Source organism: Microbacterium saccharophilum, from assembly GCF_007992455.1.
GTDB lineage: Bacteria > Actinomycetota > Actinomycetes > Actinomycetales > Microbacteriaceae > Microbacterium > Microbacterium saccharophilum.
Genome location: NZ_BKAH01000001.1, coordinates 308,814 through 333,895 on the forward strand (window position 1 = coordinate 308,814; position 25,082 = coordinate 333,895).

The 25,082-nt window shown below is 71.6% G+C and carries 26 protein-coding genes and 1 tRNA gene; 7 read left to right on the forward strand and 20 right to left on the reverse strand.

What is annotated here, in order from left to right; all coding sequences use genetic code 11:
• Nucleotides 1-30: 30 nt before the first annotated feature.
• From MSA03_RS01590 to MSA03_RS01600, 3 genes are read left to right on the forward strand one after another with little or no spacing between them, the layout of a single operon-like run.
• On the forward strand, nt 31-1,425 hold the full coding sequence (locus tag MSA03_RS01590; RefSeq protein ID WP_147049467.1) for a class II fumarate hydratase: 1,395 nt from the start codon (nt 31-33) through the stop codon (nt 1,423-1,425).
• A 10-nt stretch (nt 1,426-1,435) separates the two neighbouring features.
• Nucleotides 1,436-2,413: a sensor histidine kinase gene (locus MSA03_RS01595; protein WP_147049394.1), complete on the forward strand. Its 978-nt coding sequence runs from the start codon at nt 1,436-1,438 to the stop codon at nt 2,411-2,413.
• Nucleotides 2,410-3,069, forward strand: coding sequence for a response regulator transcription factor (locus tag MSA03_RS01600; RefSeq protein ID WP_028495201.1), 660 nt, complete (start codon nt 2,410-2,412; stop codon nt 3,067-3,069). The genes MSA03_RS01595 and MSA03_RS01600 overlap by 4 nt, the downstream gene beginning before the upstream one ends.
• A gap of 48 nt (nt 3,070-3,117) precedes the next feature.
• On the opposite strand, the gene phoH2 is transcribed toward MSA03_RS01600, so the two are convergent.
• The 3 genes from phoH2 to MSA03_RS01615 form a co-directional block, all read right to left on the reverse strand.
• A complete protein-coding gene (phoH2, locus tag MSA03_RS01605; protein WP_147049395.1) occupies nt 3,118-4,485 on the reverse strand; it encodes an RNA 5'-3' helicase PhoH2 in 1,368 nt (455 codons plus the stop codon).
• 166 nt (nt 4,486-4,651) lie between these two features.
• The gene (locus MSA03_RS01610; protein ID WP_147049396.1) at nt 4,652-5,806 is read right to left on the reverse strand and encodes an aminotransferase class V-fold PLP-dependent enzyme; all 1,155 of its coding nucleotides are present in this window, start codon (nt 5,804-5,806) and stop codon (nt 4,652-4,654) included.
• Nucleotides 5,807-5,836: 30 nt separating this feature from the next.
• A complete protein-coding gene (locus tag MSA03_RS01615) occupies nt 5,837-6,622 on the reverse strand; it encodes an isoprenyl transferase (protein ID WP_028495199.1) in 786 nt (261 codons plus the stop codon).
• Nucleotides 6,623-6,722: 100 nt separating this feature from the next.
• Here MSA03_RS01615 and trhA point away from each other — a divergent pair, with 100 nt between their 5' ends.
• The gene (trhA, locus tag MSA03_RS01620; RefSeq protein WP_147049468.1) at nt 6,723-7,421 is read left to right on the forward strand and encodes a PAQR family membrane homeostasis protein TrhA; all 699 of its coding nucleotides are present in this window, start codon (nt 6,723-6,725) and stop codon (nt 7,419-7,421) included.
• An 8-nt stretch (nt 7,422-7,429) separates the two neighbouring features.
• Here trhA and MSA03_RS01625 read toward each other — a convergent pair whose 3' ends face one another.
• The gene (locus MSA03_RS01625) at nt 7,430-7,711 is read right to left on the reverse strand and encodes a hypothetical protein (protein WP_036272182.1); all 282 of its coding nucleotides are present in this window, start codon (nt 7,709-7,711) and stop codon (nt 7,430-7,432) included.
• A 60-nt stretch (nt 7,712-7,771) separates the two neighbouring features.
• Between MSA03_RS01625 and MSA03_RS01630 the strand changes: the two genes are divergently transcribed.
• Nucleotides 7,772-8,173, forward strand: a complete 402-nt coding sequence (locus MSA03_RS01630; protein ID WP_147049397.1) for a DUF4307 domain-containing protein — start codon at nt 7,772-7,774, stop codon at nt 8,171-8,173.
• A 73-nt stretch (nt 8,174-8,246) separates the two neighbouring features.
• A complete protein-coding gene (gene greA / locus MSA03_RS01635; RefSeq protein WP_028495195.1) occupies nt 8,247-8,738 on the forward strand; it encodes a transcription elongation factor GreA in 492 nt (163 codons plus the stop codon).
• A gap of 3 nt (nt 8,739-8,741) precedes the next feature.
• Here the strand turns inward: greA and ilvA are convergent, their stop codons facing one another.
• From ilvA to MSA03_RS01710, 14 genes are all read right to left on the reverse strand, one after another.
• The gene (gene ilvA / locus MSA03_RS01640; protein ID WP_028495194.1) at nt 8,742-9,968 is read right to left on the reverse strand and encodes a threonine ammonia-lyase; all 1,227 of its coding nucleotides are present in this window, start codon (nt 9,966-9,968) and stop codon (nt 8,742-8,744) included.
• A 14-nt stretch (nt 9,969-9,982) separates the two neighbouring features.
• Nucleotides 9,983-11,170, reverse strand: coding sequence for an AI-2E family transporter (locus tag MSA03_RS01645; protein ID WP_028495193.1), 1,188 nt, complete (start codon nt 11,168-11,170; stop codon nt 9,983-9,985).
• A gap of 63 nt (nt 11,171-11,233) precedes the next feature.
• A complete protein-coding gene (locus MSA03_RS01650; protein ID WP_147049398.1) occupies nt 11,234-12,319 on the reverse strand; it encodes a DNA glycosylase AlkZ-like family protein in 1,086 nt (361 codons plus the stop codon).
• 27 nt (nt 12,320-12,346) lie between these two features.
• Nucleotides 12,347-12,913, reverse strand: a complete 567-nt coding sequence (locus MSA03_RS01655; RefSeq protein WP_028495191.1) for a LemA family protein — start codon at nt 12,911-12,913, stop codon at nt 12,347-12,349.
• 78 nt (nt 12,914-12,991) lie between these two features.
• Nucleotides 12,992-14,305 carry a D-arabinono-1,4-lactone oxidase gene (locus MSA03_RS01660; RefSeq protein WP_147049399.1) on the reverse strand — a complete coding sequence of 438 codons (1,314 nt, stop codon included), beginning with the start codon at nt 14,303-14,305 and terminating at the stop codon, nt 12,992-12,994.
• Nucleotides 14,302-15,531, reverse strand: coding sequence for an alanine racemase (locus MSA03_RS01665; RefSeq protein ID WP_147049400.1), 1,230 nt, complete (start codon nt 15,529-15,531; stop codon nt 14,302-14,304). Before MSA03_RS01665 ends, MSA03_RS01660 begins: the two co-directional genes overlap by 4 nt.
• Nucleotides 15,532-15,949: 418 nt before the next feature.
• Nucleotides 15,950-16,294, reverse strand: a complete 345-nt coding sequence (locus MSA03_RS01675; RefSeq protein WP_028495188.1) for a cupin domain-containing protein — start codon at nt 16,292-16,294, stop codon at nt 15,950-15,952.
• 71 nt (nt 16,295-16,365) lie between these two features.
• Nucleotides 16,366-16,438, reverse strand: a tRNA-Leu gene (locus MSA03_RS01680).
• Between the two features lie 40 nt (nt 16,439-16,478).
• Nucleotides 16,479-17,897: an NAD(P)/FAD-dependent oxidoreductase gene (locus tag MSA03_RS01685; protein WP_147049401.1), complete on the reverse strand. Its 1,419-nt coding sequence runs from the start codon at nt 17,895-17,897 to the stop codon at nt 16,479-16,481.
• A gap of 32 nt (nt 17,898-17,929) precedes the next feature.
• Nucleotides 17,930-19,264, reverse strand: a complete 1,335-nt coding sequence (locus MSA03_RS01690) for a S8 family peptidase (RefSeq protein WP_147049402.1) — start codon at nt 19,262-19,264, stop codon at nt 17,930-17,932.
• Nucleotides 19,237-19,707 carry a DUF501 domain-containing protein gene (locus MSA03_RS01695; RefSeq protein ID WP_051526229.1) on the reverse strand — a complete coding sequence of 157 codons (471 nt, stop codon included), beginning with the start codon at nt 19,705-19,707 and terminating at the stop codon, nt 19,237-19,239. Before MSA03_RS01695 ends, MSA03_RS01690 begins: the two co-directional genes overlap by 28 nt.
• Before the next feature lie 108 nt (nt 19,708-19,815).
• Nucleotides 19,816-20,286, reverse strand: coding sequence for an FtsB family cell division protein (locus MSA03_RS01700; RefSeq protein ID WP_028495184.1), 471 nt, complete (start codon nt 20,284-20,286; stop codon nt 19,816-19,818).
• A 22-nt stretch (nt 20,287-20,308) separates the two neighbouring features.
• Nucleotides 20,309-21,589 carry a phosphopyruvate hydratase gene (gene eno, locus MSA03_RS01705; RefSeq protein WP_028495183.1) on the reverse strand — a complete coding sequence of 427 codons (1,281 nt, stop codon included), beginning with the start codon at nt 21,587-21,589 and terminating at the stop codon, nt 20,309-20,311.
• A gap of 99 nt (nt 21,590-21,688) precedes the next feature.
• Nucleotides 21,689-22,363: an O-methyltransferase gene (locus MSA03_RS01710; protein WP_028495182.1), complete on the reverse strand. Its 675-nt coding sequence runs from the start codon at nt 22,361-22,363 to the stop codon at nt 21,689-21,691.
• A gap of 107 nt (nt 22,364-22,470) precedes the next feature.
• On the opposite strand from MSA03_RS01710, the gene MSA03_RS01715 reads away from it, so the two are divergent.
• Complete coding sequence (locus tag MSA03_RS01715) at nt 22,471-22,944, forward strand: DUF4442 domain-containing protein (RefSeq protein ID WP_147049403.1); 474 nt, start codon at nt 22,471-22,473, stop codon at nt 22,942-22,944.
• A 152-nt stretch (nt 22,945-23,096) separates the two neighbouring features.
• Here the strand turns inward: MSA03_RS01715 and hisS are convergent, their stop codons facing one another.
• Nucleotides 23,097-24,356, reverse strand: a complete 1,260-nt coding sequence (gene hisS, locus MSA03_RS01720) for a histidine--tRNA ligase (protein ID WP_218028791.1) — start codon at nt 24,354-24,356, stop codon at nt 23,097-23,099.
• A 39-nt stretch (nt 24,357-24,395) separates the two neighbouring features.
• Nucleotides 24,396-25,079 carry a nucleoside triphosphate pyrophosphohydrolase gene (locus MSA03_RS01725; protein WP_147049405.1) on the reverse strand — a complete coding sequence of 228 codons (684 nt, stop codon included), beginning with the start codon at nt 25,077-25,079 and terminating at the stop codon, nt 24,396-24,398.
• Between the last annotated feature and the right edge of the window lie 3 nt (nt 25,080-25,082).

Consider the following 25,082-nt stretch of genomic DNA (forward strand, 5'->3'; position numbering starts at 1 on the left):
CCACCCCCAGGAAACGAGGACGTGACCGCCATGGCCGAGATCGAGTACCGCATCGAACACGACACGATGGGAGAGGTGCGCGTTCCCAAGGATGCGCTGTACGCCGCGCAGACGCAGCGGGCCGTGGAGAACTTCCCCATCTCGGGCACCGGCCTGGAGTCGACGCAGATCGCGGCGCTCGCGCGCATCAAGAAGGCCGCGGCCCTCGCGAACAAGGAGCTCGGCACCCTCGACGGCGCCATCGCCGATGCCATCGCCGCGGCCGCGGACGACGTCGTCACCGGGCGGTACGACGAGCACTTCCCCGTCGACACGTATCAGACCGGCTCCGGCACGTCGTCGAACATGAACATGAACGAGGTCCTCGCGAACCTCGCGACGCAGAAGCTCGGCGCCCCCGTGCACCCGAACGACCACGTCAACGCCTCGCAGTCCTCCAACGACGTGTTCCCGACGTCGGTGCACATCGCCGTGACCCAGGCGCTCATCGACGACCTGATCCCCGCGCTCGACCACCTCGCGGTGGCCCTGGAGGCCAAGGCGGAGCTGTGGAAGGACGCCGTGAAGTCCGGGCGCACCCACCTGATGGACGCCACCCCGGTCACCCTCGGGCAGGAGTTCGGCGGCTACGCCCGCCAGATGCGCCTCGGCATCGAGCGCGTGCAGTCCGTCCTCCCCCGCGTCGGCGAGGTGCCGCTCGGCGGCACGGCCGTCGGCACCGGCATCAACACCCCGCTCGGCTTCCCGCAGAAGGTCATCGCCCTGCTCGCGGCGGAGACGGAGCTGCCGATCACGGAGGCCAAGGACCACTTCGAGGCGCAGGCCAACCGCGACGGCCTCGTCGAGGCGTCCGGAGCTCTCCGCACCATCGCCGTGTCGCTCACGAAGATCAACAACGACATCCGCTGGATGGGCTCGGGCCCCAACACCGGTCTCGGCGAACTGCACATCCCCGACCTGCAGCCCGGCTCCTCGATCATGCCGGGCAAGGTCAACCCCGTCGTGCCCGAGGCGACCCTCATGGTCTGCGCGCGCGTGATAGGCAACGACGCGACGGTCGCGTGGGCCGGCGCCTCCGGCTCGTTCGAGCTCAACGTGGCCATCCCCGTCATGGGCACGGCGCTCCTGGAGTCCATCCGCCTGCTCTCCAACGCCATGCGCGTCCTCGCCGACAAGACCGTCGACGGCCTCGAGGCGAACCTCGAACGCAGCGCCGCGTACGCGGGCATGTCGCCGTCCATCGTGACGCCGCTGAACAAGCTCATCGGCTACGAGGCGGCGGCGAAGATCGCCAAGCACTCGGTCGCCCGCGGCATCACCGTCCGCGAGGCGGTCATCGATCTCGGCTACCTCGAGCGAGGCGAACTGACCGAGGCGCAGCTGGATGAGAAGCTGGATCTCCTCTCGATGACCCACCCGGGTTGATAATCAAGGTGTGAACCGCTCACCGGCGGACGAATCCCGTCGCTCCCGCACCCTCGGCCTGGTCCTCGCCGTCGTGTGCGCCGGCTACGCCGTGGCCGCGCTCGGCGTGGGGGTCGTCCATGCCGTGATCGGGCAGCCGATCAGCTGGAGCGTCGTCGCGGTGTACGCGCTGATCGCCGCGCTCAGCGTGCTGGTGGTCGGGATCGTCGGCTGGACCGTCTTCGCCGCCGATCCCGCCGACACCGGCGGCGGGGACTCGGCGGAGACCTTCTTCGACGCGCAGCGCCGGCTGCTGGACGACGTCCGGCACGAGCTGAAGACGCCGATCACGATCGTGCGCGGCCACCTCGAGGTGATGGACCCCACCGACGCGGAGGACGTCGCCGCGATCCGGGAGATCGGCATCGCCGAGCTCGACCGGATGACCCGCCTCATCGGCGACATCGACCTGCTCGCCGACGTCGAGATGGATCGCCTGCCCATGGGGGAGGTCGACGTGGCGACGATGACGCAGCGCATCTCCGAGCTCGTCGGCGTCATCCCCGGTCACGTCTGGCGGATCGAGAGCACGGCGGACGCCGTCATCCGGGGGAACTCCGATCGGCTGCTGCAGGCCTGGCTGCAGCTGGCCGACAACGCGGCGAAGTACACCCCGGTCGGCACCGCCATCGAGCTCGGCAGCGCCGTCAACGCCGGCGGCGCGCAGCTGTGGGTCCGCGACCACGGGCCCGGCATCCCGCCGTCCATGCGGCATCGCATCTTCCGCCGGTTCGACCGCGGGTCGGGCAAGCGCACCGTCGGGGGCTCCGGCCTGGGCCTCGCGATCGTCGACGCGATCGCGAAGGCGCACGGCGGGCACTGCGCCGTCTCGGACACCCCCGGCGGCGGAGCCACCTTCACCCTCGAGGTCCCCATCGGCACGCGGGCGGCACTGCCGACGCCCGTGCGCGCGGGGGACGTCGTCATGCAGAGAGAGGCCACCGGATGACACGCATCCTCGTCGTCGACGACGAACCGCACATCGTCTCGCTCGTCACGCGCGGCCTCCACGTCGAGGGGTATGAGACGGTGACCGCCGACGACGGTCAGGCCGCCCTCGACCGCGCCCTGGAGGGCGACATCGACCTCATCGTGCTGGACGTCGGCCTGCCGAGCATGGACGGCTTCGAGGTGCTGCGGCACCTGCGCGCCCGGGGCAGCGGCATCCCGGTGATCATGCTGACGGCGCGCAGCTCGACACGCGACGCGATCGAGGGGCTGGATGCCGGCGCGAGCGACTACGTGCCGAAGCCGTTCGCGGTCGCCGAGCTCCTCGCCCGCGTGCGCTCACGGCTCCGGGAGCGCACGTCCTCGACGGCGCCCGTCATCCTCACGCGCGGCAACGTGACCCTCGACATCCTCGGCCGGCACGCGAGCGTCGGCGGCCGCGACGTCGACCTGTCCGCCCGCGAGTTCGCGCTGGCGGAGCAGTTCCTCCGCCACCCCGGTGAGGTCCTCACCCGCGAGGTCCTGCTGAGCCGCGTATGGGGGCTCGACTTCGACCCCGGCTCGAACGTCGTGGACGTGTACGTGCGGTACCTGCGCTCCAAGCTCGGCGCCGACAACATCGTCACGGTTCGCGGCGAGGGATACCGCTGGGACTGACGGAAGGATCCCCGGGGCGGCGCCCCGGGGATCCCGCCTTCCCGATGGTCAGCTGAGCTCGGCGGCCTCGAGGAGTTCGGTCACGAGCGCCGCGATGGCGGAGCGCTCCGAGCGCATGAGCGTCACGTGCCCGAACAGACCGTGGCCCTTGAGCGTCTCGATGACCGACGCGATGCCGTCGTGGCGACCGACGCGGAGGTTGTCGCGCTGGCCCACGTCGTGCGTGAGCACGACCCGCGAGTTCTGGCCGATGCGGCTCAGCACCGTCAGCAGCACGTTCCGCTCCAGCGACTGCGCCTCGTCGACGATGACGAACGCATCGTGCAGGGAGCGTCCGCGGATGTGGGTCAGCGGCAGCACCTCGAGGAGGCCCCGGTCGACGATCTCCTCGACGACGTTGCCGGAGACGACGGAGCCGAGCGTGTCGAAGACCGCCTGACCCCACGGGTTCATCTTCTCCTGGGCGTCGCCGGGCAGGTAGCCGAGCTCCTGGCCGCCGACGGCGAACAGGGGGCGGAACACCAGGATCCGCTTCTGCTGCTGACGTTCCAGGACCGCCTCGAGCCCGGCGCACAGGGCGAGGGCGGACTTGCCGGTCCCGGCGCGCCCGCCGAGCGAGACGATGCCGACCTCGGGGTCCAGCAGCAGGTCGATCGCGATGCGCTGCTCGGCCGAGCGGCCGTGCAGCCCGAAGACGTCGCGATCCCCCCGGACCAGCCGGTACTCCCCGTCGCCGGTCACCCGGCCCAGGGCCGATCCCCGTTCGGAGTGGATCACGAGGCCGGTGTTCACCGGCAGCCCGATGACGTCGGCGCTGGAGGCCACCTCGCTCTCGTACAGGTCGCTGACGTCGTCGCCCGACACGTCGATCGCCGCGATCCCGGTCCACCCGGAGTCCACGGCCTGCTCGGCGAGGTACTCCTCCGCGTGCAGGCCGAGCGAGGCGGCCTTCACGCGCATGGGAAGGTCCTTGGAGACGACCGTGACCGACTGCCCCTCCTGGGAGAGGTGCATCGCGACGGAGAGGATGCGCGTGTCGTTGTCGCCCAGGCGCATGCCGGCGGGGAGGACCGTCGGATCGGTGTTGGTGAGCTCGACGCGGAGCGTCCCGTCCTCCCCCACCGGGACGGGGAAGTCGAGGCGCCCGTGCTCGACCCGGAGTTCGTCGAGGTGCCGCAGCGCCTGGCGCGCGAAGTACCCGATCTCCGGGTCGTGGCGCTTGCCCTCCAGTTCCGTGATCACCACGACGGGGACCACGACGGAGTGCTCGGCGAAACGGAAGAAGGCCCGCGGATCGCTCAGCAGGACCGAGGTGTCCAGCACATACGTGCGGAGATCCTGGTCGGCGGCCCGTCCGTGTGCGGACGCGCCTTCCTGAGTGACACGGCGCTGCTTCTCTGGTGCTCGTGTGGTCACAACCCACTCCCGCCCCGGGTGGTTTCACCCGGCAGTCACGAGTCGACCGTTGGCCACGAGTCAGTGGAGAGGCCGACCCGACCGGGCACCATGCCCGATGTGATGACCGTACGTCCGGGGTGCGACGCGCAGCGCAAGCGACACGCCGCGCCGTGTGGCGCGCAGGTTAACTTCCGGAGACGACGACGTCCGTCGCGCCGGAGGTCGCCTCCAGCGCCATGCGGGCCGCGGAGGCCTCGGCCAGCGCGTCGCCCAGCAGCAGGAACGTGTCCGCGCCGGTGCCGATGTGCGGGGAGAGGCGGATCGTGCCGCCGCGCGCCGTGGCCGTGACGCCGTGGTTGGCGAGCGCCGCGGCGAGATGCCCGGCCTCGGCCGGCTCGGGTTCCAGCGCGACGATGCCGGCGTGACGCTCGCGGTCGGTGAGGACGGGCACGCCGTAGCGGTCGGCGAGGGCCATGATGTCGCGCGCCCGCTCCCGCAGCTGCGCCGCGATCCCGGCGACCCCGGCGGTCTGGATCTCGCGCAGCGCGGTCGCGAGCCGTGCGGCGGCGAGCGGGTCAGCGGGCGAGACGGTGTACGCGGCGGCGGTGCCCAGCGGAGCCGGGACGCCGATGGTGGACAGATCGCCGTCCATGCCGGCCACCCCGGACAGGACCGGCTCGATGCGCTCTCGGGCGCGCGCGGAGAACCAGGCGAAGCCCGTTCCGCGGCCGGCGCGCAGCCACTTGTAGCCGTTCCCGCAGACGACGTCCGCGGCCGTCCAGTCGGCCTCCACGACGCCGAAGGCCTGCACGGCGTCGACGATGAGGAGCCGGTCGCCGATGACGTCGCGCAGCGCGGCCAGGTCGGCGAGGTAGCCGGTCCGGTAGTCCACGAGGCTGACCGCGACGGCCGTGGTCTCCTCGGTCAGCGCCTCGCGCACGGCATCCGCCGTGACCGGGCCGCCCGGCAGGTCGTGCACACGGAGCATGCCGCGGGCGTCGGCGGCGCGCCGAGCCGTGACGGTCAGCGCGGGGAACTCCCGCGGCGAGAGGAGCAGTTCGCCGGTGACGCCGTACAGCGCCTGCATGAGGCCGTGCGTCGTGGACGGCTGCAGCGTGACCTCGTCGGCGGCGACGCCGAGCAGGGCGGCGAGGAGCCCCTGCGCCTCCGGGACGCGGGACGAGACGAGGTCGATGCCGCTGCGCCGGCCCGTCCCGAGCAGCTCGGCGTCGGCCTGCGCCTCGGCGCGGACCGCGGGCGAGAGCGGGCCGAAGGACGCCCAGTTGAGATACCCGGATTCCGCGTCGAAGGTCTCGAGGTAGGGCTCCAGGTCGTTCACATGTCCATTCTGGCACGCGGAGTCCGGCGATCAGCCCCCGTAGCGGCGGTCGCGGGAGGCATAATCCCTGATGGCGCGGAGGAAGTCGACCTTCCGCAGGTCGGGCCCCAGGGCCTCCACGAAGTAGAACTCGGAGTGCGCCGACTGCCAGAGGAGGAAGTCGCTGAGCCGCTGCTCCCCCGACGTGCGGATGACGAGATCGGGATCGGCCTGGCCGACCGTGTACAGGTGTTCGCCGATCTGCTCGGGGGTGAGGTTCGCCGCGAGGTCTTCGAGCGATCCGCCGTTCTCGTGGTGCTGCGCGAGGATGCTCCGCACGGCGTCGACGATCTCGCTGCGCCCGCCGTAGCCGACCGCGAGGTTCACGTGCAGGCCGGTGTTCTCCCGGGTGCGCTCCTGCGCCGTCGCGAGCACGCGGGCCAGCTCCGCGGGCAGGATCTCGGCGCGTCCCACGTGCTGGACGCGCCAGCCCGGTTCGTGCGAGAGCTCGTCGGCGAGCTCCGCGATGATCTCGATGAGATCGGCGAGCTCCTTCGAGTCGCGCTTGCTGAGGTTGTCCGTCGAGAGGAGGTAGAGCGAGACGACGCGGACGCCGAGGTCATCGCACCACCGCAGGAAGTCGTGCATCTTGGCCGCGCCGGCGCGGTGCCCGTCGGCGGCGGTGGGGTACCCGGCCTGGCGGGCCCAGCGGCGGTTGCCGTCGATCATCATCGCGACGTGGTGCGGGACGGTCTCCGGCGTGAGCCTGCGCCGCAGGCGGGAACTGTAGAGACGGTAGAGCAGTCCCCGTCCGTCTGCAGCGCCTGAGCGTGTCACCCCCCTACGCTATCGCGCCGTCCGCCGTATGTAGTGGCAGGCATACGCCGACGCGTAGAGTCGGGCCGTGACCCGACCTGCATCGGACGCCGGCGCCGAGATGCCGGAGCTTCCGCTCATCGAAGCCGCGGCCGTCGATGCCCAGGTCGAGCTGCGGCCGACCTGGCGCGGCTGGATCCACGCCGGCACGTTCCCCGTCGCGATCGTCGCGGGCATCGTCCTCGTCTTCGCTGCGGAAGGCGCCGCCGCGACCTGGGCGTGCGTCGTGTTCGCGGTGTCCTCGCTCCTGCTGTTCGGCAACTCCGCCCTCTACCACCGCTTCGACTGGGGCCCCCGTACCAAGGCGATCCTCAAGCGCATCGACCACGCGAACATCCTGCTGCTCATCGCCGGGACGTACACGCCGCTGTCCGTGCTGGCCCTGCCGCCCGAGAAGGGCAGCCTGCTGCTGACCCTCGTCTGGTCGGGTGCGCTGGCCGGCATCCTCTTCCGCGTCTTCTGGATCGGCGCGCCCCGCTGGCTGTACGTCGCGCTGTACCTGCTGCTCGGCTGGGCGGCCGTCATGTACACGGGCGACCTGTTGCAGGCGAACGTCGCGATGATGCTCCTCGTGGTCGTCGGCGGCCTGCTCTACACGGCCGGGGCCATCGTCTACGCCCTGAAGAAGCCGAACCCGTGGCCCGGCCATTTCGGCTTCCACGAGATCTTCCATGTCTGCACGGTGCTCGCGTTCCTGTGCCACTGGACCGCGAGCCTGCTCATCGCGCTGGACCCGGTCGTCCCGTCGCTCGGCGGCTGACCCCGCCGTCAGCGGGCGGGGTCGACGTCCTGGTCGTCGACGTCGGTGGCGCGGTCGGCGGCGCGGCCCTCCGCAGCGGCCTGCTCCTCGGCATCCAGCTGCTCGTTGACGTCGGCACGGTACCCCGCGCGGCGGATCCGGCGCAGCATGTCGATCAGCAGGAAGACCACGGCGACCGCGATCACCGCGATGGCGACGAAGCCGATGAAACCGGGGGTGACGTCCTCCGGGTCGACGCCCGAGGTCCCCGACGGCGTCGGAGTCGTCGCCAGCCACATCAGCACGTCCATGGGTCCTCGTTCCTCGTCGCAAGCGAATAGCCTGGAATCCCAGCCTAGATCGGATGCCGCATGACCACCGCCGCGATCGACCGCAAGCTCGCCGACCGCTACGGGCGCTCCCGCCCGGGGTCGCGGCGCGCCCGCTGGGTCGTCATCGGGCTCGTGGCCGCGGCGCTGTTCGGCTACGTCGCGTGGACGACCTGGAGCAGCGCCGCCGGCTCGGTCGACTACGACACGACCGGCTTCGTCGTGCATGACGCCCACCGCGTCACGGTGACGTTCCAGGTGACGGCCGACCCCGACACCGCCTTCGCCTGCGCCGTGGAGGCACGCGACGAGGAGCACGGCGTCGTCGGCTGGCGGGTGATCGAATACGCCGCGGAGCCGACCCGCAGCCGCGCCTTCAGCGAGGACATCCCGACGACCGCCGAGGCGACGACGGGATTGGCGACCTCCTGCTGGATCCCGTAGTCTGAGACCCACCTTCGCGCCCCGGCTGCTTGCCGGGGCGTTCGGTTTACGCCCCGCGACGCAAGGAGATGACGTGTCCAGCGACAGCAACGCCCCCTTCCTCACTCAGGACGCCTACGACCGGCTCGCCGCCGAGCTCGAGCACCTGTCGACGACGGGCCGCGAGGAGATCGCCAAGCGCATCGAGTCCGCCCGCGAGGAGGGCGACCTCAAGGAGAACGGCGGCTACCACGCCGCGAAGGACGAGCAGGGCAAGCAGGAGGCCCGCATCCGGACGCTCCAGCAGCTCCTGAAGGACGCGAAGGTCGGCGAGGCCCCCGAGGCGGGCGGTGTCGTGCAGCCCGGCACCGTCGTCACCGCCGTCGTCGCCGGCGGCGAGGAGGTCTTCCTCCTCGGCAGCCGGGAGATCGCGAGCGTCTCCGACCTCGACGTCTACAGCGAGGCCTCCCCGCTGGGCGCCGCGATCCTCGGGCTCAAGGAGGGCGAGAAGACGTCCTACACGGCGCCCAACGGCCGGGAGATCGCCGTCGAGGTCGTCAAGGTCGAGACCTACACCGGGCAGTAGGCGTCAGTCCCGCACGACGCGCGGCGCGTAGCCGGCATCCTGCAGGATCGAGATCACCTGCGCGCGGTGCTCCTCGCCGCGCGTCTCCACGCTCAGCTGCAGGATGACCTCGCTGATCTGCATCCCCTGGCCGTGCCGCGTGTGCAGCACCTCGATGACGTTCGCGCCGGCGATCGCGAGCAGCTCCGACACACGCGCGAGCTGACCGGGACGATCGGGCAGCGGCACCTGCAGCGTCATGTACCGACCGGATGCCGCGAGGCCGTGCGCGACGACCCGCTGCAGCAGCAGGGGGTCGATGTTGCCGCCGGAGAGGATGGCGACGGTGGGTCCGGTCGCCGTCACCTTGCCGGCGAGGATCGCCGCGACCCCGACGGCGCCGGCCGGCTCGACGACCTGCTTGGCGCGCTCCAGGAGCACGAGCAGGGCCCGGGCGATGTCGTCGTCGGTGACCGTGACGACCTCGTCGACGAGATCCCGGATGATCTCGAACGGGATGTCGCCGGGGCGGGCGACGGCGATGCCGTCGGCGATCGTCGGTGTCGTCGCGACCTCCAGCGGGGTGCCGGCGGCGAGCGAGGCCGGGTAGGCGGCGGAGTTCTCCGCCTGCACGCCGATGACACGGACGGTGCGGCCCTCCTGTGCGGCGCGGGCCTTCACGGCCGCCGCGACCCCGGCGATGAGTCCCCCGCCGCCGATTCCCACGACGAGGGTGTCGAGGCCCGGCACCTCGTCCATGAGCTCGAGGCCGAGCGTCCCCTGGCCGATGATGATGTCGCGGTGGTCGTACGGCGGGATGAGGATCGCGCCGGTGCGCTCCGCGAACTCCGCCGCGAGCCGCAGCGGGGTCTCCACCGTCGCACCCTCGAGGATCACCTCCGCGCCGTACCCCCGGGTCGCGAGCAGCTTCGGCACGGGCACGCCGAGCGGCATGAAGATCGTCGCGGGGATGCCGAGCTTCTGCGCCGCCAGGGCGACCCCCTGCGCGTGGTTGCCCGCGGACGCCGCCACGACGCCGCGCGCCATCTCCTCCGGTGTCAGGCGGGAGAGCCGGTAGACGGCGCCGCGGATCTTGAACGAACCGGTGCGCTGCAGGTTCTCGAGCTTGAGGTGCACGGGGGCCCCGAGCACGTCGGAGAGGTGCTCGGAATCCTCCAGGGGCGTGTGCACGATGACGTCGCGCAGCAGCGCGGCCGCGTCCTCGAACTCCGCCAGGGTGGGATGGGTCATGTTCACTACCTCCGTCACGCGGGGGCCTTTCTGCTGCGCGGAACGGTGCTCCAGATGAGGTCGTCCGGGGGTGGCCGCAGGCCCGTCTCCCACCCGCGGCGGGACAGGTAGATCCAGACGACGTTGAAGAAGGCGGCCAGCGGCACGGCGAAGAGGGCGCCGGGGATGCCGGCGATCATGGCGCCGCCGGCGACGACGAGCACGACAGCGAGCGGGTGAACCTTGACGGCGGATCCCATGAGGAGCGGCTGCAGGATGTGACCCTCGATCTGCTGCACGCCGAGCACGATGATCAGCATCCACAGGGCGATCCACGGCCCGTTGTAGACGAGGGCGAGGAAGACGGCGAGGGCGCCGGTGATGACGGCGCCGACGAACGGGATGAACGCGCCGAGGAACACCAGGACGGCGACGGGGATCGCCAGCGGCACGCCGAGGAGGAACGCGCCGAGGCCGATGCCGGTGGCGTCGATCGTCGCGACGAGCAGCTGCGTGCGGGCGTAGTTGACGACCGTGACCCAGCCCTCCCGGCCGGCGCCGTCGACGGCCGGCCGCGCCCGCTGGGGGAAGAGGCGCACGGTCCAGCGCCAGATCCCGGCGCCGTCGGCGAGCACGCACAGCAGGATGAAGAGCGTCAGCAGCGCACCGGTCGCGACGTGACCCACGGTCGAGCCGATCGCGAGCGCCCCCGACCAGAGGAGGGATGCCTGCTCCTGCAGGAGGGCCCAGCCCTGATCGAGGAGGTCGTCGATCTGCGCGGGCGTGAGGTGCAGTGGTCCGGCGATGAGGTACTGGCGGAAATCGGCGACGGCGCCGACCGTGCGGGCCTGGACGGCGGACCATTCCCGTGTGATCTGCCACACGGCGAGCCAGATGAGGCCCGTGACGATGGCGAGCGTGCCGAGGACCGTGATGACGATGGCGAGCCAGCGCGGGAAGCGCGCCCGCAGCAGGAAGCCGAACGCGGGCCACACGAGCGCCGTCACGAGGATCGCGACGAGGAGCGGGATGACGAGGAGCTTCAGCTGGATGACGAGCCAGATCGCGACGCCGATCGCGCCGGCGATGAGGAGGAAGCGCCAGGAGTAGGCGGATGCGACGCGGAGACCCCGGGGGACGCTGTCGGCGGCGTCGGAGATCACGGTCCGGGGGCGCAGAGCATCGAAGAATCCGCCGCGGGGCTTGTCTTCTGGACCGGTCACCTCGTCAGTCTAGGCGTGCTCACGTTCCCTGTCGGGAATGCGGGATGCCCCGCCGGGCCGGGGTCAGCGACCGACGACCTCGACCCCGAGCCACCGGGCGAGCTCGGCGATCTCGGCGTCCACGGCCTCGGCCGTGGCCGTGTCGAAGGGCGTGTCCTCGTGCACGGCATGGACGCGGAGCACGCCCGCTCGGCGATCGGTCTTGGCGTCGAGCTTCCCGACGAAGCGGTCGCCGTGCAGGATCGGGAGGGCGAAGGAGCCCCAGCGGCGCTGCGCGGCGGGCTTGTACATCTCCAGGAGGTACTCGTAGCCGAAGAGGGCCTGCAGGCGCTCGCGGTCGAAGACGAGCGCATCCATCGGCGAGAGGAGGGCGGTGCGCGGGGCGAAGCCGTCGAGGCGCTCGAGCGCTGCGCCATCCACACGCCACGTCCCGTCGACTCCGTCGACGACCGCCTCCTCCCCCACAGTCGCGGGATCGACGTCCTCCTCCGCCGTGACGAGCGCCTTCGCACGGGCGATGCCGAGGGCGCCGAGCCGGCGCTCCACCCGCTCGCGGGCGGCGTCGGCGGGTGGGATGTCCGGGAGCCCGGCCGGATACACGCGCTCGGCGAGGTCGAACACGCGGCCCTTCGCGTCCCGGGAGGACACCGCGACCTGCCCGTTCGCGACGAGGATCTCGAGCATCTGCGTGCTGTTGCGGCTGTGCGTCCAGCCGGTCGAGCGCCACGAGACCTGCGCGGTGTCCGGGATCTGCGCGGCGCGGAGGGGACCCTCGTCGCGCAGGCGCGCGAGCACCTCGCGGCGGAACGACTCGTTCACCCTCAGCCACTCCCGCGGCTGCGCATAGCGCGGGTACGCCGCCATCTCGTGGCGGAGGAGCGGCAGATCGCTCATGATGCGGTAGGCCCCGCGCCACTCGAACACGTCCCGGTCGACCTCGACGGCGCGCACGAGATCGGCGTGCTGATAGGGCCACCCCAGGCGGCTCCACAGGATGTGGTCGGCGCTGGGCGCGATGGTGGCGGCCGGGTCGATGTTGACCGACGTGAGCGCGTAGATTGTCTCCACGATCCCGGCGGGCCGGTGATCGTCGAGCAGCTGCGCCGCGACGGCGATCCGCCGCGCATCGACGGCGGTGAGGTGCCGCATCCCGACCCGGACTCCGCCGCGCCGGCGTCAGAACTGGATGCGGGGCGGCTCCGCGATGGCGGCGCCGTCGACGACCTCGAAGAACTCCCGCTCGGAGAATCCGAGGTTGCGGGCGAACAGGTTGTTCGGGAAGACCTTGATCTTCGTGTTCAGCTCGCGCACGCCGCCGTTGTAGAACCGGCGCGAGGCCTGGATCTTGTCCTCCGTGTCGACGACCGACTGCTGGAGCTGAAGGAAGTTCTGGCTGGCCTGGAGCTGCGGGTACGCCTCGGCGACCGCGAACAGCGACTTCAGGGCCTGCTGCATGTGGCCCTCGGCGACGCCCGCGTCGGCCGGTGAGCCGGCGGCGAGGGTCTCCGCGCGGGCACGGGTCACGTTCTCGAAGACGGCCTTCTCATGAGCCGCGTAGCCCTTCACGGTCTCGATGAGGTTGGGCAGCAGGTCGGCGCGACGCTTGAGCTGCACCGTGATGTCGCTCCACGCCTCGTCCACGCGCACGTTGAGCGCGACCAGCGAGTTGTACGTGGCCCACAGGTAGATCCCGACGATCACGATCAGACCGACGACGATGACTACCGGGATCAGCCATTCCATAGCACTCCCATCGATATGTTGTTCATCCTAGCCACCGGGACGACAGGCGCCCCACTCCCGCCCGGGTACTCCCAGGCGTTACCCACCGAGGACGCGGTCGAGGTAGACGTTGCGGAAGAGGCGGGCGGGATCGAGGCGGTCGCGGAGCGCCACGAAGTCGTCGAACCGGGGGTAGCGATCCCGCAGCGCGGCGGCGTCGAGGGTGTGCATCTTGCCCCAGTGCGGACGTCCCTCGTGGGCGAAGAGGACCTCCTCGACGGCGGTGAAGTAGGCGGCCGGGTCCACCTTCGCGTAGCGGTGCACGGCGATGTACCCGGACGCGCGGCCGTGCGCCGTCGACAGCCACAGGTCGTCGGCGGCGGCCGTGCGCACCTCGACAGGGAATTCGATCCGCCAGCCGTTGTCGGCGATGACGCGCTGCACAGCCCGGAAGGCGTCGGGCAGCCGGTCCAGCGGGACGGCGTACTCCATCTCGCGGAATCGGACGCCACGTGAGGTGGCGAACACGCGGTGCGAACGGTCGGAGTAGGTGCGGTTCCCCCATACCGAGGCGGAGACGCGGTTGATCGTGGGGACGAGCGGGGGCAGCGCTCGCCCCAGGGAGCAGACGGCCTGATGGAGGGTGTTGCCGAGCAGGGTGTCGTCGATCCACGCGCGCACGGGATGCTGCGGGGCCACCGGCTCGTCACCGGGCAGCCGCGTGTTGGTCTTCGTGAGCGCGGCATCCGTGTGCGGGAACCAGTAGAACTCGAAGTGGTCTGCAGCCGCAGCCCGCGCGGGTAGGGCGCCCAGGACGTCGGCCATCGGCTCGGGCCGCTCCACGGCGCGCAGGCCGAACGCGGGGACGCACTGCAGCGTGACGTCCACGAGCACGCCGAGGGCGCCGAGGCTCAGTGCGACGGCGGGGAGGAACTCGCCGTTCTCGTCCTCGGAGACCGTGAGCAGCGCGCCGTCGGCTGTCACGAGGGTCGCGGCCACGACCTGCGTGGCGATGCCGCCGAAGCCCAGCCCCGTCCCGTGCGTGCCGGTCGAGATGGCGCCGGAGATCGACTGGCGGTCGATGTCGCCGAGATTCGGCATGGCGAGCCCGTACGGCTTCAGCAGCGCCGGGATGCGGTGCAGCCGCGTGCCGGCGAGGAGGCGCACGCGGGCGCGCTCACGGTCGACGTGCACGAGGCCGGAGAGGTCGGCCAGGTCGAGCAGGACGCCCGGCGCCACCGCGATGCCGCTGAAGCTGTGCCCCGCGCCGATGGCCTTGAGCGGCAGTCCCCGCGCCGCCGCGGCGCTCACCGAGCGGCGCACCGCGGCCACCGTGGAGGGGAATTCCACGCGCACCGGGCGGACCCGTTCGGTGCGCCCCCAGTTCTCCCAGGTGCCGCCGGGTCGTGTCACAGGAAGCTCTTCCCTTCGCCTCGATACGTGGGGACCTCGCCGACGCGTGCGCCGCCGGCCACCAGGTGGAACCGGTCGACGCGCTCCGACAGCTCTCCGCTCTTGGCGTGCCGGAACCACACGCGGTCGCCGACGGTGAGCCCCCGGGCCGCCTCGCCGCGGAGCGGCGTCTGCACTTCGCCGGCGCCCTCCCGGCCGAGGGTCTGCAGGCCCTCCGGCCAGACCGGAAGCGGTTGGCGGGAGGCGAGCGCCGGGCCGGAGGCGATCCAGCCGCCGCCGAGGACCGTGACGATGTCCGGCGCGGGCTTGCGGACGACCTCGAGGGCGAACGCCGCGGCGGGCGCCGGCGTGAAGGCGCGGTAGCCGTCGAAGAGGTGCCCCGCGAGCAGGCCGCTGCCGGCCGTCGTCTCGGTGACGGCGAGGTCGGATGCCGTGGATTCGAGGGAGCCCGTGCCGCCGCCGTTGACGAAAGCGAGCGGCGCGATGCCCCGCAGCGCCGCGACGATCTCCCCGCGCCGTTCGCCGAGTTCGCGGCCGGAGCGCCGCTGCATCCACCGCACGACGGTGTCACCGGAGCCTGCGGCATCCGGCTGTCCGGCGATCTGCGCCTCGTACATCATGAGGCCGACGAGCGAGAACCCCTCCCGCCGGACGATCGCGCGCGCGAGGCGCTGCACGTCGGCGACATCGTGCACGGGCGAGCGCCGGACGCCGATGTGCCCCAGGATCGGGGCCCGCCAGGACGCGTCGACGTCGATCGCGACCCGGAGCGCCGGGCGCCGCCCCGCCGGCACGACGGCGTCGATGAGGTCGAGCTGGGCGAGGTCGTCGACCATGAGCGTGATGCGGGCGGCCGCGACCTCGTCGGCGGCCAGCGCGGCGATCGCGGCGCGATCGACGCTCGGGTAGCCCAGCACGACGTCGTCGTGCGTCTCGGCGAGCCAGAGCGCCTCCGGCAGCGTGAACGCGAGGATGCCGCGGTACCCGGCGAGGGCGAGCGTCGCGGCGAGCACCTCACGCACCCGGATGGACTTGCTCGCCACCCGGATGGGAACGCCGCTGGAGCGGATCACGAGGTCCAGGGCGTTGTAGCGCAGCGCGTCGAGATCGATCGTCGCGATGGGTCCGGACAGGTCGGAGATCGCCGCCGTCCGGGCCGCCCAGTAGTCCGCGGGCTGCGTCCACGGCTCGGCGCCGGCGGGTCGGCCGAGGAGGTCGAGGCTCATGGCGGGGGGCTCCTCGGCGGTGCGGCGGTGGGGTGCGGGTCGGACCGGGTCCCACCCGCGATGGTTCCGGGTGTCGGACATGTCCGTGCGGCCACACTACCGCCCGGGCGGGACGGCGCGGCGGGGCCATTTGCACGGCGCGTGCATCCCGCATCCAAGGGGGACCGCCCGGTATCGTCGCACTCGTGGACCAGACCGACCCCCCGCGATCCCAGGAGCCCTCGACCGAAACGGCCGTGTGCGTCGTCCTCGGGTACGACTGAGCGCCGCCCGTCAGCCGAGGCGCTCCGCGAGCGCCACGATGATCCCCTCGCGGCCGCGCACGTACGCCATCCGCCACACGCCCTCGTAGGCGCCGCATGATGATCTCGGACCGTGCGTCGGGGATGCCGGTCACCCGTGTCGATGAGCTCCCCGCTCAGAGATCCGGCCCGAGGGCACTTGGCCCGGCGTCGCCGGCGGCGGAGCCCTTCAGCTCTACGAAGATCGCGTGCGTCGTCGTCTGCCCGATGTTCTCGCCCGCATGACGCTGAGCCGCGAGCCAGACCGCCCGATGCGCGGGAATGTCGACGTCTCGCTGACCGGCCTCCGTCGTGAGCCGGCGCCGGACCTCGCTGAGCGTCACCATGACGCTGTTCGGATGGACATGGGGCGTCGTCCGATCCCCCGGCTCGTCCCGGTACTCCAGGACGCGGACGACGTCGTTCTCGAACAGCGTGCGGTAATGCTCGGGGTTCGTCGACACGGGATCCTCATCGACCATGGTCGTGAGGGTACTCCGGGCGTCAGGAGTCGGACAGTCCCGCCGCGCGAACGGATCCTCAGGCGGCGACGTGCCCCCACTGGGACTCGAACCCAGACTGAAGCGATTTTAAGTCGCCTGCCTCTGCCATTGGGCTATGGGGGCGTGGTGGCGTCACCGCCGGTCACGCCACCACGCTAGCCGGTCAGCCGGCGGACTTCGCCGTGGCGGGGAGCTTCCCGGCGGGGGCCTTCTTGGCCGGGCTGCTCTTCTCCGGCGCGACGGCCGGAGCCTCGGGCGCCGCCGGACGCGGACGCGCGGCGAACTCCTCGAAGACGTACCGGGGGTTCTGCACCGTCTGCAGCGACACGTTGTCGCGCGTCAGCCAGAAGTTCTGCCACCAGTCGCCGACGACGCGGAACTTGCGCTCCCACGACGGCATCGCCAGGCCGTGGTAGCCGCGGTGCGCGACCCACGCGATGAAGCCCTTGAGCGCGAGCTTGCCGGACTGGAAGACGCCGTTGTAGAGCCCGAGGCCGGCCACGGCGCCGAGGTTCTTGTGGACGTACTCGTTGGGCAGCTCGTCGCGGAGGACGGCGACGAGGTTCTTCGCGAGAAGCTTCGCCTGGCGTACGGCGTGCTGGGCGTTCGGCACGCAGTACCCGCCGACGCCGCCGCCGGTGAGGTCGGGGACGGCGGAGACGTCGCCGGCCGCCCAGGCGCCCTCGACGATCTCCTCCGGCGTGCCGACCCGCAGGTCGGCGCGGGTGCGGATGCGGCCGCGCTCCTCGACGGGCAGGTCGCTGCCGCGCACGACGGTGGGGTTGGCCATGACGCCCGCGGTCCAGATGATGAGGTCGGTCGGCAGCACCTCGCCCGTGGAGAGCTCGACGTTGCCGTCGACGGCGCCGGTGACCTGCGTGTCCAGGTGAACGTACGCGCCGCGCTTGGCGAGGTCCTTCAGGACCCACTCGCTCGTCTTCAGCGAGACCTCGGGCATGATGCGCCCCATCGCCTCGATGAGGTGGAAGTGCGTGTCCTCGAAGCGCAGCTGCGGGTAGTCCTTCAGCAGCGAGGATGCCAGCGCACGGACCTCGGCGAACACCTCGATGCCGGCGAAACCGCCGCCCACGACGACGACGGTGAGGAGGCGGTCGCGCTCGGGGCCCGCGGGCAGGTTGGAGGCGCGCTCGAAGTTCGTGAGGATGCGGTCGCGGATCGCGACGGCCTCCTCGATCGTCTTGAGGCCGATCGCGTTGTCGGCGATGCCGGGAATCGGGAAGGTGCGCGAGACGGCACCGGCCGTGACGACGATCTGGTCGTACGGCTCCTCCCAGGAGTCGCCGATCTCAGGCGTGATCGTCGCGACGCGGTTCGCGTGGTCGATCCCGGTCACCTTCGCCGTGACGACACGGGTCTTCTTCAGGTGACGGCGCAGCCCGACGATGACGTGGCGCGCCTCGATCTCACCGGCCGCGACCTCCGGCAGGAACGGCTGGTAGGTCATGTACGAGAGCGGGTCGACGATCGTGACCTCGGCCTCGCCCTTGCGCAGGTGCTTCTCGAGCTTCCAGGCGGTGTAGAACCCCGCATAGCCGCCTCCGACGATGAGAATCTTGGGCACAGTGCTAGTCACAGTCGGAAGAACTCCTTGTATCAACGGCTCGGCGTACGCGAGTCGCGCGCCGATCTGATGCGTCGGACAGCAGCGGTGACGCCGAGCGCCACCATTATAGCCGCCAGGGTTCCGGCCACGAGCGGGACCGTCCCGTAGCGAAGCGTCTCGGGGCTCGGCAGCAGCGGTGAACGGGGCTGTGCGACGGGGTCCGCGGCGGGCAGCGGCGGGATCTCCACGGGGGCGACCGTGGGTGTCGGCGCCGGTGCTGCCTCCGCCCTCCGGAACACCCGGATCCATTCGCTGAGGCTGCCCATCGGGTTGGCGCTCACGGCCGCGACCGGCGTCTCCACGGCGGCGGCGGCGTCGATGAGCCCGTACCCGTACAGCGCGCTCGGAAGCCGCGTCACCCCGGGCACCTGCTTGGCGGTGCGGATGAGCCGGTTGATGACGTTGGGGGCGTCCAGGTCGGGGTGTGCGGAGCGGACGAGCGCGGCGATCCCCGCGACGATGGGTGCCGCGCCGCTCGTGCCGTTCCACAGCACCATCTGGCCATCGGCGGAGACGCCGAGGAGCTCTTCGCTGGGCGCCGCAATGCCGATCGTGATGCCCTGCGTCGAGGCTTCGCGGCTGGCGTTGCCGGCCTTGTCGACGCCGGCGACCGTGAGCACGCCCGGGATGGTCGCGGGAGCGCCGACGATGTCGGTGCCGCTCCCCTTGTTGCCGGCGGCGACGACCACGACGACGTCGTGCTCGAACGCGTAGAGGAACGCGTCATCCCAGCTCTCGTCCCAGTCCAGCGTGTTCGTCGTGAACGACATGTTGATGATGTCGGCGCCGTTGTCGACGGCCCAGCGGATCGCGTCGGCGACCTGGTCGACGAAGGGCACGGATGCCGACGCGCCGAAGCCGATCGACAGCGACAGCAGGCTCGCCTCCGGCGCGACGCCGATCATGCCGGCATCCGCACTCGTGCCGCGCCCCGCCGCGAGGGACGCCACCCAGCTGCCGTGGTTCGCGTCGACGGCGCCGACGGGCGTGCGGCCGTCGGGCGAGCCGACGCCGGAGAAGTCCTTGCCGCCGGTGACGGCACCGGCGAACTCGACCGGCGTGCGGCCGATGCCGGTGTCGATGACGGCGATCGTGACGCCCTTGCCCCGGGAGGTCTTCCAGGCCTCGCGCACGCCGTAGTCGTCGAGCCAGTACTCGGCCGCGCGGATCGGGTCGGTCTGGGCGGTCCCGGGCCGCTCGCCGACCGGCGCGGCGGCGGCGGCGGTCGCCCCGACGGTCGTGACACCCAGGGCGAGCGACACGACGAGCGCGGCGGCGAGCCGCGTGAGGCGCCCCGTCACGTCGCCGTCCGCGGGTGGGCGCATGTGCAGCGCTCCGGTGACCAGTCGCCGCGGGCCAGCGCGCGGTCCCCGATCGGGTTCACCCCGGGGCCCGCGGCCAGCGCGTGACCCGCGAGCGCGTGCAGGCACTTCACGCGGGTCGGCATCCCGCCGGCGGAGATGCCCGCGATCTCCTCCACCTCTCCGTAGGCGGCACGATCGGCGAGGTACGCGGCGTGCGCGGCCGCGTACTCCGCCTGCAGCTGCTCATCACCGGCCAGCTCGTCGGCCAGTTCCCGCATGACCTGCGTGGCCTCGAGGGCGGACATCGCCGCGGTCGCCCCGGGGTGCGTCAGGTAGTAGAACGTCGGGAACGGGGTGCCGTCCGGAAGCCGCGGCTCCGTGGCCACGACCGTGGGATTGCCGCACACGCACCGCGCCGCGATGCCGACGACACCGCGCATGGGGCGACCCAGCTGCTCCCGCATGACGTCGAGGTCGGCGGGTGTCGCAGGCGTCAGAGGGGGCACCCCTCCAGGGTACCGGCCGTCGCCTGGCGGGACGCTGGGTCGCGCACGCCGCGCCGGCCGGCGAGGTCAGCCGCCGACGGCGACGGTGCGGGCGAGGCCGGCGTTCGCGACGGAGCGCACGAACTGCGTCATCCAGTCGCCCGTCGTCTCTTCGACGTCCTCGCTGACGGGGGCCTGCTCGGGCGGGATCACGCCCTGCGGCAGGTCGTCGTCCACGAGGTAGACGACGTCGCCGGGCTGGACGTAGTAGAGCCGCTCACGCGCCTGGGAGGTGATGTAGGCGGGGTCCGCCCACCGGTCGCGCTCGGCCTCGAGGGCCACCACCTGCTCCTCGCTCAACCGCACGCTCTCCTGCAGCGCGGCGATCTGCTGCCGCTGATCGAGGTACGTGCCGAGGGTCGGGACGAGTGCGAACGCGGCCAGCACGACGAGCCCCAGCATTATGCCGGAGAACGCCGAGAGGCGCACTCCCCCGACCCAGTCGCGGACGTCGACCGTGCGGCGGGCAGGGGAAGGGGGAGCCGTCGTGTTGCGCACGGCTCCCCCTCTCCTCGATCTGTCAGGCCTTGTAGCGCGGGAAGGCGGCGCGGCCGATGAACTCCGCCGCGTCACCCAGCTCCTCTTCGATGCGCAGAAGCTGATTGTATTTCGCGACGCGCTCGCTGCGAGCGGGCGCGCCGCTCTTGATCTGACCCGAGTTGACCGCGACCGCGAGGTCGGCGATCGTGGTGTCCTCGGTCTCACCGGAACGGTGCGAGAGCATCGTCGTGTAGCCCGAGCGGTGCGCGAGGTCGATGGCATCCAGCGTCTCGGACAGCGTGCCGATCTGGTTCACCTTCACCAGCAGCGAGTTGGCGGCGCCGAGCTCGATGCCGCGCGCGAGGCGCTCCGGGTTGGTGACGAACAGGTCGTCGCCGACGAGCTGCACGCGCTTGCCGAGCTTCTCGGTGAGGGCGGTCCAGTTCTCCCAGTCGTCCTCGGCGAGGGCGTCCTCGATCGTGACGATCGGGAACGAGTCGACGAGGTCGATGTAGTAGTCGGTGAGCTGGTCGGCGTTCCAGTCCTTCTTGTCGAGGCGGTACACGCCGTCGTTGAAGAACTCCGTCGCGGCGACGTCGAGGCCCAGGGCGATGTCGGTGCCGGGCGTGAAGCCGGCCTTCTCGATCGCCTTGACGAGGAACTCGAGGCCCTCGCGGTTGCTGGGCAGGTCGGGGGCGAAGCCGCCCTCGTCGCCGAGGCCGGTCGCGTAGCCCGCGGCCTTCAGCTCGCCCTTGAGGACCTGGTAGACCTCGGCGCCCCAGCGCAGCGCCTCGGAGAAGCTCTCCGCGCCGAGGGGGGCGAGGAAGAACTCCTGCATGTCGATGCCGTTGTCGGCGTGCTCGCCGCCGTTGATGACGTTGAACAGCGGGACCGGCAGGATGTGCGCGTTCGGGCCGCCCAGGTAGCGGAACAGCGGGAGGTCGGCGCTGTCGGCAGCGGCCTTCGCGACGGCGAGGGACACGCCGAGGATGGCGTTCGCGCCCGTGCGCGACTTGTTCTCCGTGCCGTCGGTCTCGATGAGGATCTCGTCGATGATGCGCTGCTCGGCAGCCTCGACGCCTTCGATGGCAGGGCCGAGCTCGTCGATGACGGCCGCGACGGCCTTGAGGACCCCCTTGCCGCCGTACCGGCTCTTGTCGCCGTCGCGCAGCTCATACGCTTCGAACGCTCCGGTTGATGCGCCGGAGGGGACAGCCGCACGCTGGACGATTCCGTCGTCGAGCAGCACCTCCACTTCGACGGTCGGGTTGCCACGCGAATCCAGGATCTCGCGTGCGCCTACAGCCTCGATCAGTGCCACAGGGGTACTCCTTGCTTGTGGAGGATGGATCACGGAGCGTCGTCGGTCCGTGGTCGAGTCTAGTGATGCCGGTGCCGGGGCCACAGGGCACCGGCCGGATCAAACGACGAGGGCGACGGCGATGCCGTCCCACCCCTTCGCGTCCAGCGTCTGCAGCGCCGTCGCGTCGAACCGCGGATCGGACCCCAGCATCCGGAGCCCCGCCCGCACGCCGACGATCTGGGGGTCCTCGTCCCCGGCATCCGCGATGCGACCCGATCGGACGACATTGTCCACGACGACGACGGTGCCCGGGCGGCCGAGCCGCGCGGCCCAGTCGAGGTAGATCGTGTTCGACTCCTTGTCGGCGTCGATGAAGACGAGATCGAAGGGCTCCTCCCCCGCGAGGGTCGGGAGGACCTCTGCCGCCCGGCCGAGTTTGATCTCGACTCTGCTGCCGACGCCGGCACGGTCGAGGTTCTCCCGCGCGAGCGCGGCGATGCGCGGCTCGGCTTCGATCGTCACGACCCGCCCGTCGTCAGGCAGGGCGCGGGCCAGCCAGATCGTCGAGTACGCGCCGAGCGTGCCGATCTCGAGCACGCGGCGGGCGCCGGCGATCCGGGCGAGGAGGTGGAGGAGCTTGCCGTTGACGGGCGCGACCTCGATGGCGGGGAGGTCGGCGGCGTTCTGACGCCGCACGGCCTCCTCCAGGGCGGGGTCGTGGCCGACCAGTTCGTCGGCGAGGTAGCCGTCGACGGCGAGCCAGGCGTCGCGGCGGGGCAGCGGATCGGTCATCCGCCCAGCCAACCGCACCGCCGCGCCGCGCGCCAGAGGCGGATGCGATTGTCGGATGCAGACAAGCGATGTGCGCGGGACTGTGAGGTTCCGGCACACTGCCGGGCATGCGTGTGACTCCCCGCCGATTGGCCCTGGGCATGAGCCTGTGGTTCCCGAACCTCTTCAGCGGCATCCGCGTGCGCGAGTTCTCCGAGGACTGGACGCACGCGCGCGTCGAGCTGCACGTCAACGTGCTCACGCGCAACTACGTGGGAACGGCGTTCGGCGGGTCGCTGTCGGCGATGACCGACCCGTACTTCTTCATGCTCGTCATGCACCAGCTCGGACGCGACTACGTCGTGTGGGACACGCGCGGGGAGATCGAGTTCCTGACGCCGGGGCGCGGCGTGCTCACCGCCGAGTTCGCGGTGTCGCGGGAGAAGGCCGAGGAGCTGCGCGAGCGCGCCCGGGGCGGCGTGAAGGTGCTGGAGTGGTTCGAGACGGAGATCACCGATCGCTCCGGCACGGTCGTCGCACGGGTGCGGCGCGAGGTCTATGTCCGCGAGAAGCGTCGCGTCACGGCCTCGACGCGGCCCTGACCGCATCCACCAAACCGCCGGTGCAGCCCGTCGTGCGGTCGAAAGCAGCACACGCTGTCGAACTTTCCGCAGCGCGTGCCGCTTTCGGCAGCGCGAAGCGCGGGCGGGCTCGGCCCGGGCGCCTTGGAGACCCCGACCCGGGAGGGGCGGCCTCAGGAGAGCGGCTTGAGCTCCACCGCGTCGCGGGGCGTTCCGGCGGCGACGGTCGCGAACGAGGTGTACCCATCGGATGCCGCGCGCTCCAGGAGCGCCTTGAGGTTCTTGGTGCGCTGCTCCAGGCGCACGCGTGCGCCGTCTGCCACGAGGGCGGCCTTGAGCGCGACGAGCTCGGCGACCGGCACGTCGCGGTCGTGCACGAGGACGACGGCGGACGCGCCGGCGTCCGCGGCGTCCGGGACGAGGTCGACGATCCGCTCGAAGCCGATCGAGAAGCCGACGGCGGGCACATCCTGGCCGAGGAAGCGGCCGATCATCCCGTCGTACCGGCCTCCGCCGCCGAGCGAGTACTCCACCGAGGGGTGCGCGAGCTCGAAGATCGTGCCGGTGTAGTACCCCATGCCCCGGACGAGGAACGGGTCGAAGACCAGCGGGATCTCGTCCGCTCCACCGCGTGCGGCGGCCGCGGCCTCGCCGATGCCGACGAGGTGCGCGACGACGTCGTCGGCGGCGCCCTCGGGCAGCGCCCTGCGGATCTGCGCCTCGCCGTACGGGAGGAACTCGCGGGTCTGCGGGCGGCGCAGGAACTCCCCGAATGCGGCGACGGCGTCCGCGGTCGCGCCGCGCTCGGCGAGCTCGGCGATGACCCCGTCGGGGCCGATCTTGTCGAGCTTGTCGATCGTGATGAGGACGCCGGGCCGCTCGTCACCGGTGAAGCCGAAGCCGTCCAGCATCCCGTCCAGCACCCGGCGGTCGTTGATCCGGATGCTGCCGCCCGTCAACCCCAGCGCGTCGAGGGTGTCGAGGCTCGCGACGATGAGCTCCGCCTCCGCGCGGGCCGTGGCATCCCCGATGATGTCGATGTCGCACTGCACGAACTGCCGGTAGCGGCCCTTCTGCGGGCGCTCGGCGCGCCACACCGGCGCGATCTGGATGGAACGGAAGACCGTCGGCAGCTCGCCGCGGTGCGTCGCGTAGAACCGGGCGAGCGGCACCGTCAGGTCGTAGCGCAGCCCCAGGTCGCTGAGCGCGGCCGGGTCCTCGGCGGCGGCGCGGATGCCGTCGGCATCCAGGCCCCGGCGCAGCAGGTTGAAGGCCAGCTTCTCGTTGTCGCCGCCGATGCCGGCGTGCAGCTTCGCGTAGTCCTCGACGACAGGCGTCTCGATCTCGTCGAACCCGTGCGCGCGGTAGCGCTCCCGGATGACGGCGAGTACGCGCTCGCGGCGGGCCTTGTCGGCGGGGAGGAAGTCGCGCATGCCGCGCGGCGGGTTCACGGATGCCACAGGATGATTCTCTCAGGTGGCGGAAGAGGCCTCGGTCTCCCTGATCTCCGCCTCCAGGATCCGCAGCCGCTCGCGCAGCGCCCGCTCGGCGTCCCAGCCCTGCGCGCGGGCCGTCGCAACGAGGGCGAGGAGGGCATCGCCGAGCGCGGATTCGTCTGCAAGCACCGGTTCCGCGCCGTCCGCGACCGGCGGTGCGGGCACGCGCGCCTGAGCGGCCTTGCCGAGCATCTTCTGCGCCAGCGCGAGGGCGGGCATGTGCGGCGAGACGCCGTCCAGAACGCTCGTGCGCGCACTCTTCTCCGCCGCCTTCGCCGCGTTCCAGTGCACGAGCACCTCTTCCGGCGTGCGCGCGACGGCGTCGCCGAAGACGTGCGGATGCCGGCGCACCATCTTCTCGGTGAGCCCGCGTGCGACGTCGTCGATGCCGAAGGGCTCCGCCTCGTCGCGCGACGCGATCTCGGCGTGGAACAGCACCTGCCACAGCAGATCGCCGAGCTCTTCGCGGAGCTCGGCGCGCGTGCCGCCCTCGACGGCGTCGATGAGCTCGGCCGCCTCCTCCACGAGGTACGGCACGAGCGCGCGATGGTCGATCTGCTGCGACCAGACGCACCGGTCGCGGACCGCGCGCATCGTGTCTGCGGCGGCGCGCAGCGGGTCGGCGGCGGCGCGCAGCGGGTCGGCGGCGGCGTCGGTCATGCG

What these genes read in the sequence shown, in the direction of transcription:
- MSA03_RS01590 (WP_147049467.1), top strand. Translation starts at nt 31, where the DNA reads ATGGCCGAGATCGAGTACCGCATCGAACACGACACGATGGGAGAGGTG.
- MSA03_RS01600 (WP_028495201.1), top strand. Translation starts at nt 2,410, where the DNA reads ATGACACGCATCCTCGTCGTCGACGACGAACCGCACATCGTCTCGCTC.
- trhA (WP_147049468.1), top strand. Translation starts at nt 6,723, where the DNA reads ATGCCGGAGCTTCCGCTCATCGAAGCCGCGGCCGTCGATGCCCAGGTC.
- MSA03_RS01625 (WP_036272182.1), bottom strand. Translation starts at nt 7,711, where the DNA reads ATGGACGTGCTGATGTGGCTGGCGACGACTCCGACGCCGTCGGGGACC.
- MSA03_RS01630 (WP_147049397.1), top strand. Translation starts at nt 7,772, where the DNA reads ATGACCACCGCCGCGATCGACCGCAAGCTCGCCGACCGCTACGGGCGC.
- ilvA (WP_028495194.1), bottom strand. Translation starts at nt 9,968, where the DNA reads ATGACCCATCCCACCCTGGCGGAGTTCGAGGACGCGGCCGCGCTGCTG.
- MSA03_RS01650 (WP_147049398.1), bottom strand. Translation starts at nt 12,319, where the DNA reads ATGCGGCACCTCACCGCCGTCGATGCGCGGCGGATCGCCGTCGCGGCG.
- MSA03_RS01655 (WP_028495191.1), bottom strand. Translation starts at nt 12,913, where the DNA reads ATGGAATGGCTGATCCCGGTAGTCATCGTCGTCGGTCTGATCGTGATC.
- MSA03_RS01665 (WP_147049400.1), bottom strand. Translation starts at nt 15,531, where the DNA reads ATGAGCCTCGACCTCCTCGGCCGACCCGCCGGCGCCGAGCCGTGGACG.
- MSA03_RS01675 (WP_028495188.1), bottom strand. Translation starts at nt 16,294, where the DNA reads ATGGTCGATGAGGATCCCGTGTCGACGAACCCCGAGCATTACCGCACG.
- MSA03_RS01690 (WP_147049402.1), bottom strand. Translation starts at nt 19,264, where the DNA reads ATGCGCCCACCCGCGGACGGCGACGTGACGGGGCGCCTCACGCGGCTC.
- MSA03_RS01695 (WP_051526229.1), bottom strand. Translation starts at nt 19,707, where the DNA reads ATGCGGGAGCAGCTGGGTCGCCCCATGCGCGGTGTCGTCGGCATCGCG.
- MSA03_RS01710 (WP_028495182.1), bottom strand. Translation starts at nt 22,363, where the DNA reads ATGACCGATCCGCTGCCCCGCCGCGACGCCTGGCTCGCCGTCGACGGC.
- MSA03_RS01715 (WP_147049403.1), top strand. Translation starts at nt 22,471, where the DNA reads ATGCGTGTGACTCCCCGCCGATTGGCCCTGGGCATGAGCCTGTGGTTC.
- hisS (WP_218028791.1), bottom strand. Translation starts at nt 24,356, where the DNA reads ATGCGCGACTTCCTCCCCGCCGACAAGGCCCGCCGCGAGCGCGTACTC.
- MSA03_RS01725 (WP_147049405.1), bottom strand. Translation starts at nt 25,079, where the DNA reads ATGACCGACGCCGCCGCCGACCCGCTGCGCGCCGCCGCCGACCCGCTG.